This is a genomic window from Nocardiopsis sp. CC223A, assembly GCF_030766825.1.
Classification (GTDB): Bacteria; Actinomycetota; Actinomycetes; order Streptosporangiales; family Streptosporangiaceae; genus Nocardiopsis.
On the sequence record NZ_JASFDV010000065.1, the window covers coordinates 24,945 to 41,935 of the forward strand.

The 16,991-nt window shown below is 76.6% G+C and carries 16 protein-coding genes, 1 pseudogene and 1 riboswitch; of the genes and pseudogenes, 11 read left to right on the forward strand and 6 right to left on the reverse strand.

What is annotated here, in order from left to right; translation table 11 throughout:
* The first annotated feature begins 17 nt into the window (after positions 1-17).
* The 6 genes from QJS33_RS22635 to QJS33_RS22660 all read left to right on the forward strand — a co-directional run bounded on the left by QJS33_RS22635 (position 18) and on the right by QJS33_RS22660 (position 3,673).
* Positions 18-1,076, forward strand: a complete 1,059-nt coding sequence (locus QJS33_RS22635) for a Gfo/Idh/MocA family oxidoreductase (protein WP_306370056.1) — start codon at positions 18-20, stop codon at positions 1,074-1,076.
* Positions 1,073-1,858, forward strand: coding sequence for a TIM barrel protein (locus QJS33_RS22640; protein WP_306370057.1), 786 nt, complete (start codon positions 1,073-1,075; stop codon positions 1,856-1,858). The genes QJS33_RS22635 and QJS33_RS22640 overlap by 4 nt, the downstream gene beginning before the upstream one ends.
* A 19-nt stretch (positions 1,859-1,877) precedes the next feature.
* Positions 1,878-1,949, forward strand: a riboswitch (Fluoride riboswitch).
* Positions 1,950-1,988: 39 nt separating this feature from the next.
* Positions 1,989-2,537 carry a universal stress protein gene (locus QJS33_RS22645; RefSeq protein ID WP_306370058.1) on the forward strand — a complete coding sequence of 183 codons (549 nt, stop codon included), beginning with the start codon at positions 1,989-1,991 and terminating at the stop codon, positions 2,535-2,537.
* Positions 2,534-2,971 (forward strand): CrcB family protein, encoded by a 438-nt coding sequence (locus QJS33_RS22650; protein WP_306370059.1) that lies wholly within the window; start codon positions 2,534-2,536, stop codon positions 2,969-2,971. Before QJS33_RS22645 ends, QJS33_RS22650 begins: the two co-directional genes overlap by 4 nt.
* Positions 2,968-3,342, forward strand: a complete 375-nt coding sequence (locus tag QJS33_RS22655) for a CrcB family protein (protein ID WP_306370060.1) — start codon at positions 2,968-2,970, stop codon at positions 3,340-3,342. Before QJS33_RS22650 ends, QJS33_RS22655 begins: the two co-directional genes overlap by 4 nt.
* A 52-nt stretch (positions 3,343-3,394) precedes the next feature.
* Positions 3,395-3,673 carry a glutaredoxin family protein gene (locus QJS33_RS22660; RefSeq protein WP_306370061.1) on the forward strand — a complete coding sequence of 93 codons (279 nt, stop codon included), beginning with the start codon at positions 3,395-3,397 and terminating at the stop codon, positions 3,671-3,673.
* Between the two features lie 12 nt (positions 3,674-3,685).
* Here QJS33_RS22660 and QJS33_RS22665 read toward each other — a convergent pair whose 3' ends face one another.
* Together QJS33_RS22665 and QJS33_RS22670 are read right to left on the reverse strand one after the other, a co-directional pair.
* Positions 3,686-4,909, reverse strand: a complete 1,224-nt coding sequence (locus tag QJS33_RS22665) for a MalY/PatB family protein (RefSeq protein WP_306370062.1) — start codon at positions 4,907-4,909, stop codon at positions 3,686-3,688.
* Between the two features lie 127 nt (positions 4,910-5,036).
* Complete coding sequence (locus tag QJS33_RS22670) at positions 5,037-5,639, reverse strand: TetR/AcrR family transcriptional regulator (protein ID WP_306370073.1); 603 nt, start codon at positions 5,637-5,639, stop codon at positions 5,037-5,039.
* Positions 5,640-5,824: 185 nt separating this feature from the next.
* On the opposite strand from QJS33_RS22670, the pseudogene QJS33_RS22675 reads away from it, so the two are divergent.
* Positions 5,825-6,943: pseudogene (locus tag QJS33_RS22675) on the forward strand (MFS transporter); the annotation flags it as partial.
* A gap of 213 nt (positions 6,944-7,156) precedes the next feature.
* On the opposite strand, the gene QJS33_RS22680 reads toward QJS33_RS22675, so the two are convergent.
* Positions 7,157-8,977: a heavy metal translocating P-type ATPase gene (locus tag QJS33_RS22680; protein WP_372339702.1), complete on the reverse strand. Its 1,821-nt coding sequence runs from the start codon at positions 8,975-8,977 to the stop codon at positions 7,157-7,159.
* Positions 8,978-9,499: 522 nt separating this feature from the next.
* The gene (locus tag QJS33_RS22685; RefSeq protein ID WP_306370064.1) at positions 9,500-9,871 is read right to left on the reverse strand and encodes a metalloregulator ArsR/SmtB family transcription factor; all 372 of its coding nucleotides are present in this window, start codon (positions 9,869-9,871) and stop codon (positions 9,500-9,502) included.
* 379 nt (positions 9,872-10,250) lie between these two features.
* Between QJS33_RS22685 and QJS33_RS22690 the strand changes: the two genes are divergently transcribed.
* The 4 genes from QJS33_RS22690 to pcaB all read left to right on the forward strand — a co-directional run bounded on the left by QJS33_RS22690 (position 10,251) and on the right by pcaB (position 14,497).
* On the forward strand, positions 10,251-10,676 hold the full coding sequence (locus QJS33_RS22690) for a pyridoxamine 5'-phosphate oxidase family protein (RefSeq protein ID WP_306370065.1): 426 nt from the start codon (positions 10,251-10,253) through the stop codon (positions 10,674-10,676).
* Between the two features lie 157 nt (positions 10,677-10,833).
* Positions 10,834-11,280: a carboxymuconolactone decarboxylase family protein gene (locus tag QJS33_RS22695; RefSeq protein WP_306370066.1), complete on the forward strand. Its 447-nt coding sequence runs from the start codon at positions 10,834-10,836 to the stop codon at positions 11,278-11,280.
* A gap of 14 nt (positions 11,281-11,294) precedes the next feature.
* A complete protein-coding gene (locus QJS33_RS22700) occupies positions 11,295-13,103 on the forward strand; it encodes an FAD/NAD(P)-binding protein (protein ID WP_306370067.1) in 1,809 nt (602 codons plus the stop codon).
* Complete coding sequence (pcaB, locus tag QJS33_RS22705; RefSeq protein ID WP_306370068.1) at positions 13,100-14,497, forward strand: 3-carboxy-cis,cis-muconate cycloisomerase; 1,398 nt, start codon at positions 13,100-13,102, stop codon at positions 14,495-14,497. The genes QJS33_RS22700 and pcaB overlap by 4 nt, the downstream gene beginning before the upstream one ends.
* Here pcaB and QJS33_RS22710 read toward each other — a convergent pair.
* Both QJS33_RS22710 and QJS33_RS22715 read right to left on the reverse strand, forming a co-directional pair.
* Positions 14,467-15,267, reverse strand: coding sequence for a methyltransferase domain-containing protein (locus QJS33_RS22710; protein ID WP_306370069.1), 801 nt, complete (start codon positions 15,265-15,267; stop codon positions 14,467-14,469). The two genes, pcaB and QJS33_RS22710, sit on opposite strands and share 31 nt — an antisense overlap.
* Positions 15,264-16,853 (reverse strand): class I adenylate-forming enzyme family protein, encoded by a 1,590-nt coding sequence (locus QJS33_RS22715; RefSeq protein ID WP_306370070.1) that lies wholly within the window; start codon positions 16,851-16,853, stop codon positions 15,264-15,266. Before QJS33_RS22715 ends, QJS33_RS22710 begins: the two co-directional genes overlap by 4 nt.
* Positions 16,854-16,991: the final 138 nt, after the last annotated feature.

The window sequence follows — 16,991 nt, forward strand, 5'->3', positions numbered from 1 at the left end:
TCCTTTCGGAGGCCGTCGTGAGCGTTCCCGCCACCCCACCACCCGCAGACCCCGCCGACCGCGAACTCCTCCTCGGGGTCATCGGCGCGGGGCGGATCGGCGCCAACCACGCCGAACTCCTCGCCCGTCACGTCCCCGGGGTCCGCCTCGCCGCCGTCGGCGACGTGTCCCTGAAGGCCGCCGAGGAACTGGCGGCGCGGCTCGGCGCCCCCGTCGCCACCGCCGACCCCCACGAGGTGATCGGCCGCCCGGAGATCGACGGGGTGATCATCACCGCCCCCGCCCGCGAGCACACCGCCCTCGTGGTGGCCGCGGCCGAGGCCGGCAGGCACGTGTTCGTGGAGAAGCCCATGGCGGTCACCCTGGCCGACGCCGACCGGGCGATCCGGGCCGCCGAGCGCGCGGGCACCGTCCTCCAGGTCGGCTTCAACCGCCGCTTCTCCCCCGGGTTCGCCGCGGCGGGCGCCGCGATCGACCGGGGCGAGATCGGCACACCCCACCTGATGCGGTCGCTCACCCGGGACCCCGGCCCCTTCACCGCCGACCCCGCCCGCATACCGCCGTGGACCATCTTCCTGGAGACCCTGATCCACGACTTCGACACCCTGTGCCGGCTCAACCCCACCGCCGCGCCGGTCCGGGTGCACGCCGTCGCCGACGCCCTGATCCGCCCCGACGCCCGCCCCTCCGGCCACCTCGACACCGCCGTGGTGACCATCTCCTTCGACAACGGCGCCATCGCCACCGCCGAAGCGAGCTTCTCCGCCCTGTACGGCTACGACGTGCGCGCCGAGGTGTTCGGCTCCCGGGGCATGGTCACCATGGGGGACGGCCGGAGCACGGACATGACCCTGCACGGCGCCGACGGTATCCGGATCGACACCTCACGGCGGGACACCGATCTGATGCGGCCCGCCTACCTGGCGGAACTGACCGCGTTCGCCGACGCCGTCCGCACCGGATCGCCCGCACCGGTCGGCGGCCGGGACGCGCGCACCGCCCTGTCGATCGCGCTGGCCGCGGTGCGCAGCGTCCAGGAGGGGCGGCCCGTCGAGATCACCGAGGTGGACGGATGACCCCCTTCACCCTCGCCGCCTGCGCGGAGATGCTCTACCTCGACCTCCCCTTCACCGACCGGGTCCGGCGGATCGCCGAGCGCGGCTTCCAGGTGGAGATCTGGGACTGGTCCGCCAAGGACATCGGGGCCCTGGCCCGCACCGGCGCCGCGTTCTCCTCCATGACCGGCTACCTGGACGGCGACCTCACCACGCCGGACGGCGCGGACGCCCTCCTCGCCTCGGCCCGGGAATCGGTGCGGGTCGCCGCGGAGCTCGACTGCCCGCGGCTGAACCTGCACGGCACCGGCCTCGACGGGCGCGGCCTCCCGGTGCGCCCCGTGGCCGGGGAACCCACCCCGCGGATGTGGTCGGACGCCGCCGACACCCTGCGCCGTGTCGCGGAGGTCGGCGAGGAGGCGGGGCGCGTGTTCACCCTGGAGAACCTGAACCGGGCCGTCGACCACCCCGGGACCCCCTTCGCCCGGGCCGCCGACACCCTGGCGCTGGTCCGGGCCGTGGACAGCCCCCACCTGCGGATGAACCTGGACCTGTACCACGCCCAGATCGGCGAGGGGAACCTCATCGCCCTGGTCACCGAGGCGCTGCCGTACGTGGGCGAGATCCAGGTCGCCGACGTGCCCGGCCGCCGTGAGCCGGGCACCGGGGAGATCCGCTACCCGGCCGTGGCCGCCGCGCTGGACGAACTCGGCTACCGCGGCGTGGTGGCCCTGGAGGGCTGGGCCTCCGGCGACCCGGACGCGGCGCTGGACGCCTTCCGTTCGGCCTTCACCCCGCCCTGACCGCCGCCGGTCGGGGTAGACTCGCGGCGGCGATGGATCCCGCCGGGGCACCCGCCCGAACCGCCGGTCGGCCGATGGTTCCTGCACCGTTCTCACGGGGCGGGTCCGGCCTGCCCGGAAAGGTTCGGCGATGACGCGCACACCACCGCAGCCCGCGGTCTCCAGGATCACCCCGTTCGCCGGTCACCCCCTGGTGGTCGGGGTGGAGCCGGAGCCGCCCGACCTGCTGCCGCTGACCGCGGCGTCGCTGGCCGCCGCCACCGGGGCGCCGTGCGTCTACTTCGCCTACGCCGACCCCGCCCGGTTCACCGTCCAGGAGTACCCCGACGGCACGGTCCGGCATGAACCCGTGGACGCCGACTCGGTGGACGACTCCTGGTCCGCCGTGCGGGACGCGCTGCGCGCCCGCCTCACCCGGGCCCTCGCCCCGGTGGCGGTGCCCTGGGAGTTGCGCTACCTCGCCGGGCGCCCGGACCGGGCCCTGACGCACCTGGCGCGGGCGGTCGACGCGGCGGCGATCGTCGTGGGCACCCGCGCTCCGGGGGCCGGTGCGCGGATCCGGGAGTTCGTCGAGGGGTCGGTGGCGGTGCACCTGGCCCACCACCAGCACCGGCCGGTGATCACCGTGCCCCTGAGCGTGGTCGACTGGAAGGACACGGCGAGCCCATGGGACCGGTGAGCGCTCCGCGTCCCCGGCCGCACATCCTCGGCCTGGCGCTGCTGGTCGCGGCCGGGTCGGCGGTCGGCACCCTCATGCGCGCGGGCATCGGGTCGGCCCTGCCCGCCGGGGCGGGCCAGTGGCCGTGGGCGACCCTCGGCGTCAACCTCCTCGGGAGCCTGCTGCTGGGCGCGCTCCTGGAGGCCCTCTCCCGCGCGGGCGAGGACACCGGGTGGCGCAGGCGGGTCCGCCTGGGCGTGGGCACCGGCGTGCTCGGGGGGTTCACCACCTACAGCACCTATGTGGTCGAGATCGACCGGCTCGCCGACGCCGGGCACCTGCCCGTCGCCGCGGCCTACGCGGTGGTGAGCGTCGCCGCCGGTGTCGCCGCGGCCGGTCTCGGCGTCGCGGCGGTGGCGGCGGTCGCGCGCCGTGCGGGAAGGGGGCGGCGATGACCCTGCTGCTGGTGACCGCGCTGGCCGGCGGGGCGGGGGGCGCCTCCCGCTTCCTCGTCGACACCGCGCTGGCCCGGGCCCACCGGACCCGGCTGCCGCTGGGCACCATGACGGTGAACGTCTCCGCCTGCCTGCTGCTGGGCCTGCTGACCGGGTACGCCCTCGCCCACGGGCCCGCCGGTGAACTCCCGGCGGTCGCCGGGGTGGGGTTCCTCGGCGGCTACTCGACGTTCAGCACGGCCTCGGTCGAGGCGGTCCGGCTGCTGCGCACGGGCTCCTGGGGGGTCGCGCTCGTGTACGCCGGGGGGATGCTCCTGCTCGGCCTGCTCGCCTCCGCGCTGGGTATGCTCGTCGGCGGCCTCCTCCCCTGACCGGGCGACACGTCCTGTTCACGGTCCCGTCCGCGTAGGGGACACTGGGGCGGTGAACCACCCAGAGGGAGAACGGATGGACGAGGCGGCGATCCGCGTCTACGGGGCCGACTGGTGCCGGGACTGCCGGCGCACGAAGAAGCGGCTCACCGAGCTGGCGGTGCCCTTCGAGTACATCGACGTCGAGCACGACCCGGCCGCGACCGAGCGGGCGCGGGAGATCTCGGGGAGGACGAACATCCCGGTGGTCGTCTATCCGGACGGAACCCACGACGTCGAACCGGACGACGCGCGGGTCGAGGCCAAGCTCCGCGAACTGTCGGTGATCTGAGCCGGGGCCGGCTCAGCCGGCGGCGCGCACCGCCTCCCCCATGCGCCGCACCGCCTCGGTGAGGATCGCCCCGGACGTGGCGAAGTTCAGGCGCACCCGGCCCGCGCCGCCGGAGCCGAAGGCATGCCCGGAGCTGAGCGCCACCCGCGCCCGGTCCAGGAAGACGCGCGCCGGACCGGCCAGCTCGGTGACGGTTCCGGGTCCGTCCGTGTCGCGGGGGTCGTCGAACCCCGACCCGCGGCAGTCCAGCCAGGCCAGGTAGGTGCCCTCCGGCGGGGTGTACCCGACGCCGGGCAGGTGCTCGGCGAGCAGTCGGCCCAGCAGCGCCCTGTTGGCGGCCAGGCCCGCCAGCAGGGCGTCGAGCCACGCGCCGCCCTCGTTCAGGGCGGCGGTGTGCGCCAGCACCCCGAGGTGGCTGGGCCCGTGGCCGACCTCCTCGGGCATGCGGGCCAGGTCGTCCGCCGCCCCGGGTCCGGCGAGCACGAGCCCCGCCTTGAGCCCGGCGAGGTTCCACGCCTTGGAGGCCGAGGTGACCGCGAAGGCGTCCTCGGCTCCGTCGACGCCGAGGTAGGGCGTGAACCGCGCGCCGTCGAGCACCAGCGGGGCGTGGATCTCGTCGGAGACCACCCGGACGCCGTACTCCCGGGCGAGGGCGGCCACGGCCGCGAGCTCGTCCGGGGTGTGCACCGCGCCGGTCGGGTTGTGGGGGTTGCACAGCAGGTGGGCCGGGCGGCCGCCGCGGGCGCGGGCGGCGGCGTACGCCTCCCCCAGCGTGTCGAGGTCGATGCGGCCGTCCGCGCCGAGCGGTGCCGCGGCGACGCGCCGGTCGGCGTGGGCGACGAAGGCGTGGAACGGCGGGTACACGGGCGGGTTGACGATCACCGTGTCGCCCGGACCGGTGATCAGGCGCAGGACCTCGACGATGCCGAGCATGACGTCGGGGACGAGGGCGGTGTGCTCCACGTCCGGGCCCTTCCAGCCCCAGCGGCGCTGTGCGAACCCCGCCAGCGCCTCGGCGTAGGCGCGCCCGTCGGCGGGGTAGCCGGTGTCGCCGAGCTCCACCGCTCGGTGCAGGGCCCGGGCGACCGGCTCGGCCAGGGGCACGTCCATCTCCGCCACCCACAGGGGCAGCACGTCCTCCGGGTAGGTGCGCCACTTCATGCTGGTGCGCCGGCGCAGGTCCGCGACCGTCCGCTGTTCCAGGGGGTTGGGCATGTCCGCGGCCGTGTGCTCCATGTTCGCTCCCCGGGGTCGGATCGGCCGCCCGGCGCGGTGCGGTCCGCACCCGCGGCCCTCTCGGATCTCCCTTGTATCCGCTGCCGGCGGGCCCCGGCAACCCCCCGGCCCGTGCCGCCGGGGCGGGTCAGGTGTAGAGGTCGGCGATCGCGGAGAGCACCCGGTCGCGGGCGGCGTCGGCGCTCTCGCGGCCGATGAGGACGTAGTAGGCCAGGCCTTCGGCGAGGGCGGCCAGGGCGACCGCCTCCCGGCCGGGGTCCACCGCGGCCGGGAGGGCGCCGGTCTCCCGGTCCCGGTGCAGCAGGTCGGCGAGCCGCCCGTGGAAGCGCTCGTAGTCGCGGCGCATGCGGGCGGCGATGGACTCCTCGGACAGGGCCAGGGCGGTGAAGGACTGGCGGATGCGCATGTGGGTGCGCGTGGCGGTGTCGTGGGGGATCAGCTCGGTGAGCACCACGGTCAGCGCCTCGCGGGGCGGGGCGTCCGCGCCGACCCGGGCGGCGATGCGGGCGCTGCTCAGGGCGTTGGCCCGGTCGAAGGCGGCCTCGATCAGCTCGTGGCGGGCGGGGAAGTAGTGCTGGACCCGGCCGGGCGAGACCCCGGCGCGGGCGGCGACCGTGCTCTGCGACACCGCCGCCAGCCCCTGGTCGGCCACCACCTCCAGGACCGCGTCCGCGATCTCGTTCCGGCGCCGGTCGTAGGCGGCCCCCCGGCCGCGGGCCCGCCGCTCCATCGCCACCCCCTCTTTTTTCGATGTGATCGCATCGGTTTGACCGGACCATCGTAGCCCGGCTACGGTCACAGGCAAAACAATGTGACCACATCGCTTTATTGCGGAGGGGCGTCATGGGAGAACGCGCGGCCGGCTCCGGCGCGGCGCACCGGGGCGTGCTCGCCCTGGTCTGCGCGGCGCAGTTCATGGTGGTGCTCGACGTTTCGGTGGTCAACGTCGCGCTTCCGCCGATCCGGACGGCGCTGGACTTCACCCCGGGCGGGGTGCAGTGGGTGGCCGGGGCCTACGCGCTGGCCTTCGCCGGGTTCCTGCTCCTGGGCGGCCGTCTGGCCGACCTGTACGGGCGGACGCAGGTGTTCACCGCCGGACTCGCGCTGTTCACCGCGGCCAGCCTCGTCGGCGGGCTGGCCACCGCGCCGTGGGCGCTGGTCGCCGCCCGCGCCGCACAGGGGCTGGGCGCCGCCGTGCTGGCCCCGGCCACGCTGACCGTGCTGACCGCCGCCTTCCCCGAAGGCCCCGCGCGGGTCCGGGCGCTGGCCGTCTGGACGGCGGTCGGCCTGGTCGGCGGGGCCTCGGGCAACCTGGTCGGCGGGCTGCTCACCGAGGTGCTGTCCTGGCGCGCCGTCCTGCTGGTCAACGTCCCCCTGGGGCTGCTCGCCCTGGGCACGGCCCTGCGCGTGCTGACCGGCGGGCACCGCCGGGCGGCGGCACGCGGCGGCCTGGACCTGCCCGGGGCGCTGGCGGCCACCGTCGGACTCACCGCGCTCACCTACGGCCTCACCCGCGCCACCGACCACGGCTGGGCGGATCCGGCCGCGATCGCCTGCCTGGCCGGGGGCGTCCTCGCGCTGGTCGTCCTCGCCGTGGTCGAGACCCGTGCGGCGGCCACCCCGCTGCTGCCGCCGAGGCTGCTGCGCGACCGCGCGACCGGTGTGGGCAACCTCCTGATGCTGCCGGCGGGGGCCTGCTTCCAGATCCCGATGTGGTACTTCCTCGCCTTCCACATGCACGAGGCCCTGGGGTTCGGGGCGCTGGCCACCGGGCTGGGGTTCCTCCCCCACACCCTGGTCACCCTGCTCGTCGGCTGGCGGGTGGCGCCCCGGCTGATGGAGCGCTTCCCGGCCCGCACCCTGGTGGTCGCCGGGGCCCTCGTCGCCGCTGCGGGCTTCGCCTGGCAGGCGACGGCCCTGACCGCGGGCACCTACCTCACGGCGATCGCGGGCCCGGCCGTGGCGATCGCGCTGGGGGCGGGGCTGTTCACCACGCCGCTGACCGCCGTCGTCACCTCCGGGGCGCGCGCCGAGGACGCCGGGGCCGTCTCGGGTCTGATGAACACCGCCAAGCAGGCCGGCGGCGCGGTGGGGCTCGCCGCGCTCGTCCCCCTGGCCGCCGCCGGGCCCACCGGGGGCGGCCCGGCCTCCGGGTACACCGCCGTCTTCTGGGCCCTGGCGGCGGTACAGGCCGCGACCGCGCTCCTGGCCCTCCTCCTGCCCGTACCCCGGCGCACCGGCTCCGGATCAGTGCGGCCCGGGACGGCGGCCGGCGCGGACGCCGTTGGCGATGACCAGGACCTCGGCCAGCTCGTGGGTGAGGATGACGGCCGCCAGCCCCAGCACCCCGAACGCGGACAGCGGGACGAGGACGAGCAGGATCCCGCCTGACAGCAGCAGGCTCTGGAGCATGATCCGCCGGGAGCGGCGGGCGTGGGCCAGGGCCCGGGGCAGGGCGCGCAGGTCCTCGCCCATCAGGGCGACGTCGGCGGTCTCGATCGCGACGTCGGTGCCCATGGCGCCCATCGCGACGCCGGTGTCGGCGGCCGCCAGGGCGGGGGCGTCGTTGACGCCGTCGCCGACCATCGCCACCGGCCCGTGGCGGCGCAGGTCGGCGACCAGGGCCGCCTTGTCCTGAGGCCGCAGGTCGGCGTGGACCTCCCCGATGCCGACCTGGGCGGCCAGGGCGCGGGCGGTGCGCTCGTTGTCGCCGGTCAGCATGACCGTGCGCACGCCCATGCGGTGCAGGGCGGCCACCGCCTCCACCGCTTCGGGGCGCGGCTCGTCGCGGATCGCGACCGCCCCGATCACCTCGCCGCCCGCCTCGACCAGGACGGTGGTGGCGCCCCGGTCCTGGAGGCGGGCCACGGCCGCGGCCAGGGGGCCGGGGTCGATGTGGCCGGGGCGGCCCAGCCGGAGGGGGGTCCCGTCGGCGGAGGTTCCGGCCAGGCCACTGCCGACCACCGCCGTCACGTCCCGGGCGGGCACCGGGTCGGGGTGGGCGGCCAGGATCGCGGCGGCCAGCGGGTGCTCGCTGCGCGCCTCCAGTGCGGCCGCCGCGGCGAGGACCTCCTCCCGGGTGCGCCCCGGGGCGGGTTCGACGGCCACCACGGCGGGCGTGTTGCGGGTGAGGGTCCCGGTCTTGTCCAGGGCGGCGACCCGCACGGTTCCGAACGCCTCCAGGGCGGCCCCGCCCTTGACCAGGACCCCCGAGCGGCTCGCCGTTCCGACGGCGGCGACCACGGTGACGGGGACGGAGATCGCGAAGGCGCACGGGGAGGCGGCGACCAGCACCACCAGGGCGCGCTCGATCCAGACCCCGGGGTCGCCGAACAGGGACCCGGCCACGGCGATCAGCGCCGCGGCCGCGAGGACGCCCGGCACCAGGGGGCGTGCGATCCGGGCGGCCAGGCGCTGCGCGGCGCCCTTGCGGGCCTGTTCGCGTTCGACGATGTGCACGACCCGGGACAGGGAGTTGTCGGCCACCCGGGCGGTGGCCTCCACCTCCAGGGCGCCGCCGCCGTTGACGGTCCCGGCGAACACCTCGGTGCCCGCGGCCGCCTCGACGGGGACGGACTCGCCGGTGACGGTCGAGGTGTCCAGGGTGGAGCGGCCCGAGCGGACCACGCCGTCGGTGGCGATGCGCTCGCCGGGCCGGACCAGGAGCAGGTCGCCCACCCGCAGTTCGGCTGGGGCGAGGGTGTCCTCGCGGCCGCCGCGCAGCACGGTCGCCTTCGGGGGCACCAGGTCGAGCAGGGCGCGCAGGCCGCGGCGGGTGCGCGCCACGGCGTGGTCCTCCAGCGCCTCGGCCAGGGAGAACAGGAAGGCGAGCATGGCGGCCTCGCCCACCTCCCCGAGCAGGACGGCGCCGACCATGGCCACGGTCATCAGCGTGCCGACGCCGAGCCTGCCGCGGACCAGGGCCCGCAGCGTGCCGGGGACGAAGGTGCGGCCGCCCGCCGCGACGGCGGCGGCGAACAGCGCGGTCGCGACGACGGGGGCGTCCGTCGGCCACTCGGCGAGCAGCCCGGCCAGCCAGAACACCCCGGCGGCCGCGGCCCAGCGCACGGCGGCCGAGTGCCACCGGGCGCCCGGTACCTCCCCCGGTTCGGAAGCCGGAGGACCACAGGTGGGGTCACCGCAGCCGACCCCGGTGGCCGCACCCTCCCCGGCGGCCGAGTGCCACCGGGCGCCCGGTACCTCCCCCGGTTCGGAAGCCGGAGGACCACAGGCGGGGTCACCGCAGCCGACCCCGGTGACCGCACCCTCCCCGGCGGCCGAGTGCCACCGGGCACCCGGCACCTCCCCCGGTTCGGAAGCGGGAGGACCACAGGCGGGGTCACCGCAGCCGACCCCGGTGACCGCCTCCTCCCCGGCGGAGCGCCGGGGATCGTCCGCGCAGCGGCCGTCGGCGCCGGTGAGCGGGGCGGCGGCCGGGCGGCCGGGCCCGGGTGCGTCGCCGCCGGAGCAGCAGGGGCAGGTGACCGAGGCCGGCCCCTGGGTTGCGGGAGCGGGTCCGAGGTTCGGCAACGGGCGCTTCCGGGGCGGTTCGAAGGCGTCGTCGTCACCGCAGCACAGGTCGGACACGGCTCAGCCCCCGCTCACGGCGGGCTCGGAGTCGGGATCGGGCAGCAGCAGGGACAGCAGGGCGCGACCGGTGTCGGTGAGGCGGTACATGACGAGCTTGCCGTCGCGCCGCGACGCCGCCAGCCCGGCGGCGCGCAGTTGCCGGACGTGGTGGGAGACGAGGTTCTGCGCGGCGGAGCAGACCCAGGCCAGGTCGCACACGCACAGTTCCCCGCCCACCTGGAGGGCGCGGGCGATGCGCAGCCGGGTGGGGTCGGCCAGAGCGCGGGCCCGTTCGGCGGCGGGCCGGACGTCCCCGTCGGCGGGCACGACGGAACGGACCGCCTCGGCCTGGGGCAGGTCGAGGCAGAGGAGGTCGCAGGAGTCGGAGGACATACCAACAAACTAACGTCCGTTGATGTGTTGTGACAACCCGGGAACGGCGGACCGTCCGCACCCGGGACTCCCGCGGGTGCCCACCGCCCCGATCGCGGAGCGGGCACCTCGGCATCCTCCCCGCCGCGAACCCGGCGGGGGTCCCCACGGCCTCGCGGCCGTGGGCGCGGCGCGCCTCACGGCGCCCGTCGGCCCCTGTGTAGGATCGCCGTCGCGGACGGGGCCGCCCCCTGTGGGAACCCGCGCGGAGAACACCTCCGCCGGGTACGAGCGGCCGGGCGTCCGCGGCCCCGCGAACCGACCCCACCGATCACCCGCACAGGAGCACCATGCCACTCGTCCCCGTCACCGGCGCGCCCACCGAAGGGTCGGTTCCCGCGTGAACGCCGACCGGACGGGCCCGGGGCACGACGCGGAGGTGTCCGACGCCGTCGCCCGGCGCCTGGCCACGGAGCACGGCGTCTGGTTGGCGACGGCACGCTCCGGCGGGGCGCCGCACGTCACCCCGGTGTGGTTCGTCTTCGACCGGCCGAAGGCGACGTGGTGGATCTCCACCGGTGCGGGATCGGTCAAGGTGCGCAACATCGCGCAGCGCCCCGAGGTCTCCCTCGCACTGGAGGACGGGCGCAGCCCCGTGGTCGCCGAGGGGACGGCGCTCATCCACCGGGAGGGGTTCCCCGCCACGGTGATCGAGGCGTTCGCGCGCAAGTACGACGGCTGGGACATCACCGTCCCGCACTCCCCCGGGGACGTCCGCGTCCTGGTCGAAGTGACCACGCGGCGCTGGCTCCTCCGGGGCGGGTGAGGATCGGCGACGGCGCTCCGCGGGGGACGTACGGGGACCGATCCCCACCGAAACGACCATTCGGAAACCCGCAGTGCCGATACCGTGACCCTTGGTAGTTTCTCTGTGTCCGGTGGCCCCCGCCGCCGACTCCCCCCCGAGAGAACAGAGGAACCCCATGGGCAGCCCCCGCGCGCAGATGGCGCACCACCTCCCCGAGGCCTACACGGAACTGGCCCGCCTGGGCGCGGTCCTGGACGGAGTCCTCGACGACGGGCTGCACACGCTCGTCAAGCTCCGCGCCTCCGTCCTCAACGGCTGCGCCTTCTGCGTCGACCTGCACACCCGCGAGGCGTTGGAGGCCGGGACCTCCCCGCAGCGGGTCGCGCTGGTGGCGGCCTGGCGCGAGGCGGGCGGCCACTTCACCGAGGTCGAACGCGCCGTCCTGGCGGTCGTGGACGCCCTCACCCGGCTGGACGGGGACGGCCTGCCGGACGAGGTCCACGACGCGGCCGCCGCGCACCTGTCGGAACGGGAGATGGTCGCGCTCGTCACCGCCGTCGGCCTGGTCAACCTCTACAACCGCCTGGGGATCGGCACCGGCATGACCCCGCCGGTGCGCTGACCGCGGGGAGCACCGTGACCGACGACCGGACCTCCCTCGCGATCGTGGGGCTGGGTCCGCGCGGACTGGCCGTCCTGGAGCGTTTGCTCGCCAACGCCCGCCGCCGGCCCGGGCCCCGCACCGTGACCGTGCACGCCGTCGACCCGTTCCCACCCGGCGCGGGCCGGGTCTGGCGCACCGACCAGTCACCGCACCTGCTGATGAACACCGTGTCCGCGCAGGTCACCGCCTACACCGACGACGCCGTCACCATGGCCGGGCCGGTGGAGCCCGGCCCCTCCCTGTACGACTGGGCTCGCGGCCGGGGGGACGCCCCGGCCGCCGACGCCTATCCGACGCGGGCCCTGTACGGGCGCTACCTCGCCGACGTCTTCGCCCGGGTGGTCGCCCGCGCACCCGGCCACGTGCGCGTACGCGTCCACCGGACCCGCGCGGTCGCCCTGGACGGGGACACCGGACCGCAGGCCCTGACACTCGCCGACGGCCGCAGGCTCACCGGCCTGGACGCGGTCGTGCTGTGCCAGGGCCACGTGGACACCGCGCCCGCGGCGGAGGAGGTCCCGGGGCTGCTGCACATCCCGCCCGCCAACCCCGCCGACGCGGACCTGTCGGGCATCGCCCCCGGCGAGACCGTCCTGCTGCGCGGCTTGGGGCTGGCCTTCTTCGACTACATGTCCCTGCTCACCGAAGGCCGCGGAGGGGTCTACGAACGCAGCGGGGGGCGCCCGGTCTACCGCCCCTCCGGCACCGAGCCCCGCCTGGTCGCCGGTTCGCGCCGCGGTGTCCCCCACCGGGCCCGGGGACGCGACCAGAAGGGCCCCTCCGGCCGTCACCTCCCCCGGCTGCTGACCGCCGAACGCCTGCGGGGCCTGCGCGAGCACGCCCGGGGCCCGCTGCACCTGCGCACCGACCTGTGGCCGCTCATCACCCGGGAGGTCGAGGCCGTCCACTACGGTGCGCTGCTCACCCGCCGCGGCCGGGACGGCGCGTCCTTCGCCGACGCCTACGCGGCCGAGTCCTCCCGCCACCGGCGGGAGGACCTGCTGGCCGGGGCGGGGATCACCGGCCGCTGGGACTGGGCCGCCCCGCCCCTTCCGGCCCGGACCGGTCGGACCGGCCACCGCGCCCGGCTGCTGGGCCACCTGCGCCGGGACGTGCGCACCGCCCGCGGCGGCAACGTCGACGACCCCGTCAAGGCCGCCCTGGACGTGCTGCGCGACCTGCGCAACGAGATCCGCTCCGCCGTGGAGCACCGGGGCCTGACCGGCGGATCGCACCGGGACGACCTCTACGGGTGGTTCACACCGCTGAACGCCCACCTGTCGATCGGCCCGCCGCTCTCACGGGTGGAGGAGATGATCGCCCTCATCGAGGCCGGTGTCCTGGACGTCCTGGGCCCGGGGATGCGCGTGGCCGTGCACGACGGGGTGTTCGCCGCCGGTTCCGCGCTCGGGGAGCGCGTCACCGCCCGGGTCCTCATCGAGGCGCGCCTGCCCGAGCCCGACCTGCACCGAACCGCCGACCCCCTGCTGCGCCACCTGCTGGCGACCGGGGCCTGCGCGCCCCACCGGGTTCCGGACCCGGCGGGGCCCGCGCACGTGACCGGCGGCCTGGACGTCACCGCGCGTCCGCAGCGCCTGGTCGACGCCCGCGGGAACGCCCACCCGCGCCGGTTCGCCTTCGGCGTCCCCACCGAGGGCGTGCACTGGGCGACGGCGGTCGGGGTGCGGCCGGGCGCGGACTCGGTGACCCTGGCCGACGCGGACGCGATCGCCCGCGCGACCCTGGACCTCGCACTCGGAACCCGGAAGGCGGCACCATGAGCCCCGACAGCGGTCTGCTCTCCCCCGTGTACGCGGGAACCCCCGTCGAGGCGGCGGTGGACGACCCGGCATGGCTGCGCGCGCTGCTGGAGGCCGAGGCCGCGCTGGCCCGCGCCCAGGCCCGGCTGGGCACGGTGCCCGCGGACGCGGCGCGGGTCATCACCGACACGGCCCGCTCCGCCGCCTTCGACGTCCGGGAGATCGCGCTGGCCTCCCGGGAGAGCGCCAACCCGGTGATCGCCGTGGTGGGCGCGCTCACCCGGGAGGTGGGGGCCCGCGACCGCACGGCCGCCGAGTACGTGCACCGGGGTTCGACCAGCCAGGACGTCTTCGACACCGCGGCGATGCTGGTCTGCTCCCGGGCCGCGGCGGTGATCCTGGCCGACCTGGAGCACACCGCGGACTCCCTGGCCCGCCTGGTCCGCGAGCACCGGGACACCCCGATGGCGGGCCGCACGCTGGCCCTGCACGCGGTACCCACCACGTTCGGGCTCAAGGCGGCCGGATGGCGGCTGCTGGTCATGGACGCCGCCGAGCGGCTGCGGTCGGTGCGCACCCCGGTCTCGCTCGGCGGGGCGGCCGGGACTCTGGCGGGGTACCTGGAGTACGCCCCCGGCCGGGACCCGGGCGGGTACGCCGACCGGCTCACGGCCGCGTACGCCCGGGAGACCGGCCTGGACGTGCCGGTGCTGCCCTGGCACGCGCTGCGCACCCCCGTCGCCGACCTGGCGTCGGCGCTGTCGTTCACCTCCGCCGCGCTGGGCAAGATCGCGGCGGACGTGCAGGTCCTGGTCAGGACGGAGATCGGCGAGGTCGGCGAACCGGCGGCGGCCGGGCGGGGCGCCTCCTCGGCGATGCCGCACAAGCGCAACCCGGTGCTGGCCACCCTGATCCGCTCCGCGGCCCTGCGGGTCCCGGCACTGGCGTCGGTCCTGCACCTGTGCGTGTCGGCGGAGGACGAACGCTCGGCGGGCGCCTGGCACGCCGAGTGGGGACCCCTGCGCGACTGCCTGCGGCTCACCGGCGGGGCCGCCCGCACCGCCGCCGAACTCACCGCAGGACTGGTGGTGCACGCCGACCGGATGCGGGCCAACCTGGACCTGACCGGTGGCGCGGTGGCGACCGAGCGCGTCGCAGCGGCCCTGGCCCCCGAACTCGGGAAGGCCGCCGCCGGGGAACTCCTGGGCGGGCTGGCGGTGCGGGCCGCCGCCGAGGGCACGCCCCTGGCCGACCTGCTCGCCCGGGAGGCCGCCGTGTCCCTGACCCCGGAACGGGTCGCCGAGCTGCTCGACCCGGCCGCCTACACCGGGGCGGCCGGGCACCTCGTGGACCGAGCGCTGGCCGCCCCGCACCGGGCGGCCGGTCAGAGCGGTTTGCGGCCCTGCACGGAGTAGACCGCGCAGGAGCAGGCCCGGAACGACGGGTCGGCCAGCAGGTCCCGCACCCGGGCCAGTTCCCCGTCGGTCATCCCCTCCCGGACGAACGCGTCCCGCAGGTGGCGGGTGTGGTGGGAGATGAGGTGCACGCCGGGGGATTCGGCGGTCCACAGCTCCAGGTGCGGCCGCGGGTCGACCTCCACCAGCCCGGCGCGGCGCATCGCCCCGGCGGCGTTGCGGCCCCACGCGGGGTCGGCGCCGGCCCGGGCCATCAGCCGGATCTTCGCCGCCAGGAACCGCTCGTACAGGTCCCGGGCGCCGTCGTCGGGCATGAGCAGGGACGGGCCGTAGGTGATGTCGAACTCGTCCAGTTGCAGCACGCCGCCGGGTTTGAGGGCGCGCACCAGCCGGTCCAGGACCTTGATGCGTTCGGGCAGGTGGAGCAGGACCAGGCGGGAGTGGACGAGGTCGAAGGCCGCCTCGGGCAGCGGGTCCCGGGTGATGTCGTGCCGCAGCACCTCCAGCCCCTCGGCGGGGGCGATGTGCTCGGGTTTGACGTCGGTGGCGGTGACCGAACCGCCGGGGGCGACCCGGTCGGCCAGCCAGTGGGCGACGCTGCCGCCGCCGGCGCCCACCTCCAGGCAGCGCCAGCCGGGTCCGACCCCGGCCCGCGCCAGTCCGCGGGTGGTCAGCGGGTCGTAGGCGGCGGCCAGGAAGCGGTGCTGGTCGGTGGCGTTCTCGTTGTGGTTGTCGAAGACGTAGCCGGGTGCCGTGGCGGTACCGTTCATCGGGGGCCTCCAGAGAGTACGGTCGGTCGGTCGCGGACCGCCTCGGCGGCCATCCGGGTCAGGGTGGCGGTGCACACCTTCCCGGTGGGGCCGAGCGGCAGCGCGGGCAGGAACACCACGTGCTCGGGCAGGGCGCGCACGTCCACGCCGTGCCCGTCGCGCAGGTGGGAGAGCAGCTCCTCAGGGGTGGGCGGGTCCACCCCGGGCAGCGGGCAGACGCAGGCGCACACGCGCTCGCCCAGGTCGGGGTCGGGCACGGGTACGCACTGGACCTCGGCCAGCGCGGGGTGGGCGGCCAGGGCGCGCTCCACCTCGGCGGGGTGGAGGGAGACACCGCCGCGGATGACGGTGCGGCGCAGCCGGTCCACCACCCGCAGGGTCCCGTCGGCGTCGATCCGGCCCAGGTCGCCGGTGCGCACCCACCCGCCGGGGGCGCGTCCGCGGGCGTCGAGGGCGGGGGCGGCCACGTGGCACAGGGGTGTCATCGGGCCGCGGGCGAGGATCTCCCCCGTCTCCCCGGCGGGCAGCGGCCGCCCCTGCTGGTCGCACACCCGGATCTCGCAGACGGCGGGATCGGGGCGCCCGGCCATGCCCGGCTCCCAGGCGGCGGGGTCGTGCGCGGTGTGGCAGTTGACCCCGTCGGTGGACCCGTAGACGTTGACCACGGGTCGCCCGAAGCGCCGTTCGCACAGGTCGCGGACCTCACGGTGCAGGGGTGCGCCACTGGCCACGAGCGCGCGCAGCGAGGAGGTGTCGGCGTCCTGCTCCGCCAGGGCGGTGCGCCGCAGCATGGTGGGGACGCCGACCAGGTGGGTGGGCCGGTGCCGTTCGATCGAACGCAGCACCCGCACCGGGTCGAACGGGCCGGGGACGATGAGCGTCGCCCCGAGCCGGATCAGGGCGACCAGGCCCAGCGACCCGAAGGAGGAGGCCAGCGGGACCGCGATCAGCGGGCGGACTGGTCCTTCGCCCAGGACCGCCCGGACGTAGGCGCCCCGGCCCCCGGCCATGGCGTTGTGGCTGTAGGCGACCATGCCGGGCTCGCCCTCCGAGCCCGAGGAGACGAGGATGCGGGCGGGGGACTCCGGGTCGGGGGCGGCCGCGGCGGGCGGCGGGCCGTCGCCGTCCAGGGTCCCGGGGTCCGGGCGCAGGACGGGCGCGCCCGCGGTGTCGTCGCGGTCGGTGACCACGGCGGCGGCCCGGGACCGGGCCAGCAGGCAGGACACGTCGGCGGCGGAGCGGCCGTGCGGGATCGGCAGGGAGACGGCGCCCAGCACGGCGGCGGCGAGTTCGACGGCGAGTGCGTCCCGGCCGTCGGGGAGCAGAACGCCGATGACGTCGCGCTCGCCGCAGCCGCGGTCGCGCAGCAGCGCGGCTGCCCGGCCGACCCGCGCCGCCAGCCCGGCCCGGTCCAGGGTGCCGTGGCCGTCCACGACCGCCGCACGGGCGGGGTCCTCCCGCACCCGGTCCAGGAACAGGGAGTAGAGGTCCCGGCCCGGGCACAGGCCGTCCCGCACCCAGCGTTCCCGCAGCCCGGCGGGGACGAGGTCGGTGAGCTCCAGCCCCGCCGCGGAGGTCCAGGTCATCGGGTGGTCTCCACTTCGGTGAACGTCCACGGGGCGCGGGGCAGGGCGACCCCGTGGACGCGGGTGAACGCCTCGGGGAACGCCTCGGCGGCGGTGGCCGGGTCGGCGACCGGCGGCGTGCCGGGGCGGGGGTGGTGG

Excerpts from the sequence above, each read along its gene's own strand:
- QJS33_RS22640 (WP_306370057.1), top strand. The coding sequence starts at position 1,073 with ATGACCCCCTTCACCCTCGCCGCCTGCGCGGAGATGCTCTACCTCGAC.
- QJS33_RS22645 (WP_306370058.1), top strand. The coding sequence starts at position 1,989 with ATGACGCGCACACCACCGCAGCCCGCGGTCTCCAGGATCACCCCGTTC.
- QJS33_RS22655 (WP_306370060.1), top strand. The coding sequence starts at position 2,968 with ATGACCCTGCTGCTGGTGACCGCGCTGGCCGGCGGGGCGGGGGGCGCC.
- QJS33_RS22665 (WP_306370062.1), bottom strand. The coding sequence starts at position 4,909 with ATGGAGCACACGGCCGCGGACATGCCCAACCCCCTGGAACAGCGGACG.
- QJS33_RS22670 (WP_306370073.1), bottom strand. The coding sequence starts at position 5,639 with ATGGAGCGGCGGGCCCGCGGCCGGGGGGCCGCCTACGACCGGCGCCGG.
- QJS33_RS22685 (WP_306370064.1), bottom strand. The coding sequence starts at position 9,871 with ATGTCCTCCGACTCCTGCGACCTCCTCTGCCTCGACCTGCCCCAGGCC.
- QJS33_RS22695 (WP_306370066.1), top strand. The coding sequence starts at position 10,834 with ATGGGCAGCCCCCGCGCGCAGATGGCGCACCACCTCCCCGAGGCCTAC.
- pcaB (WP_306370068.1), top strand. The coding sequence starts at position 13,100 with ATGAGCCCCGACAGCGGTCTGCTCTCCCCCGTGTACGCGGGAACCCCC.
- QJS33_RS22710 (WP_306370069.1), bottom strand. The coding sequence starts at position 15,267 with ATGAACGGTACCGCCACGGCACCCGGCTACGTCTTCGACAACCACAAC.
- QJS33_RS22715 (WP_306370070.1), bottom strand. The coding sequence starts at position 16,853 with ATGACCTGGACCTCCGCGGCGGGGCTGGAGCTCACCGACCTCGTCCCC.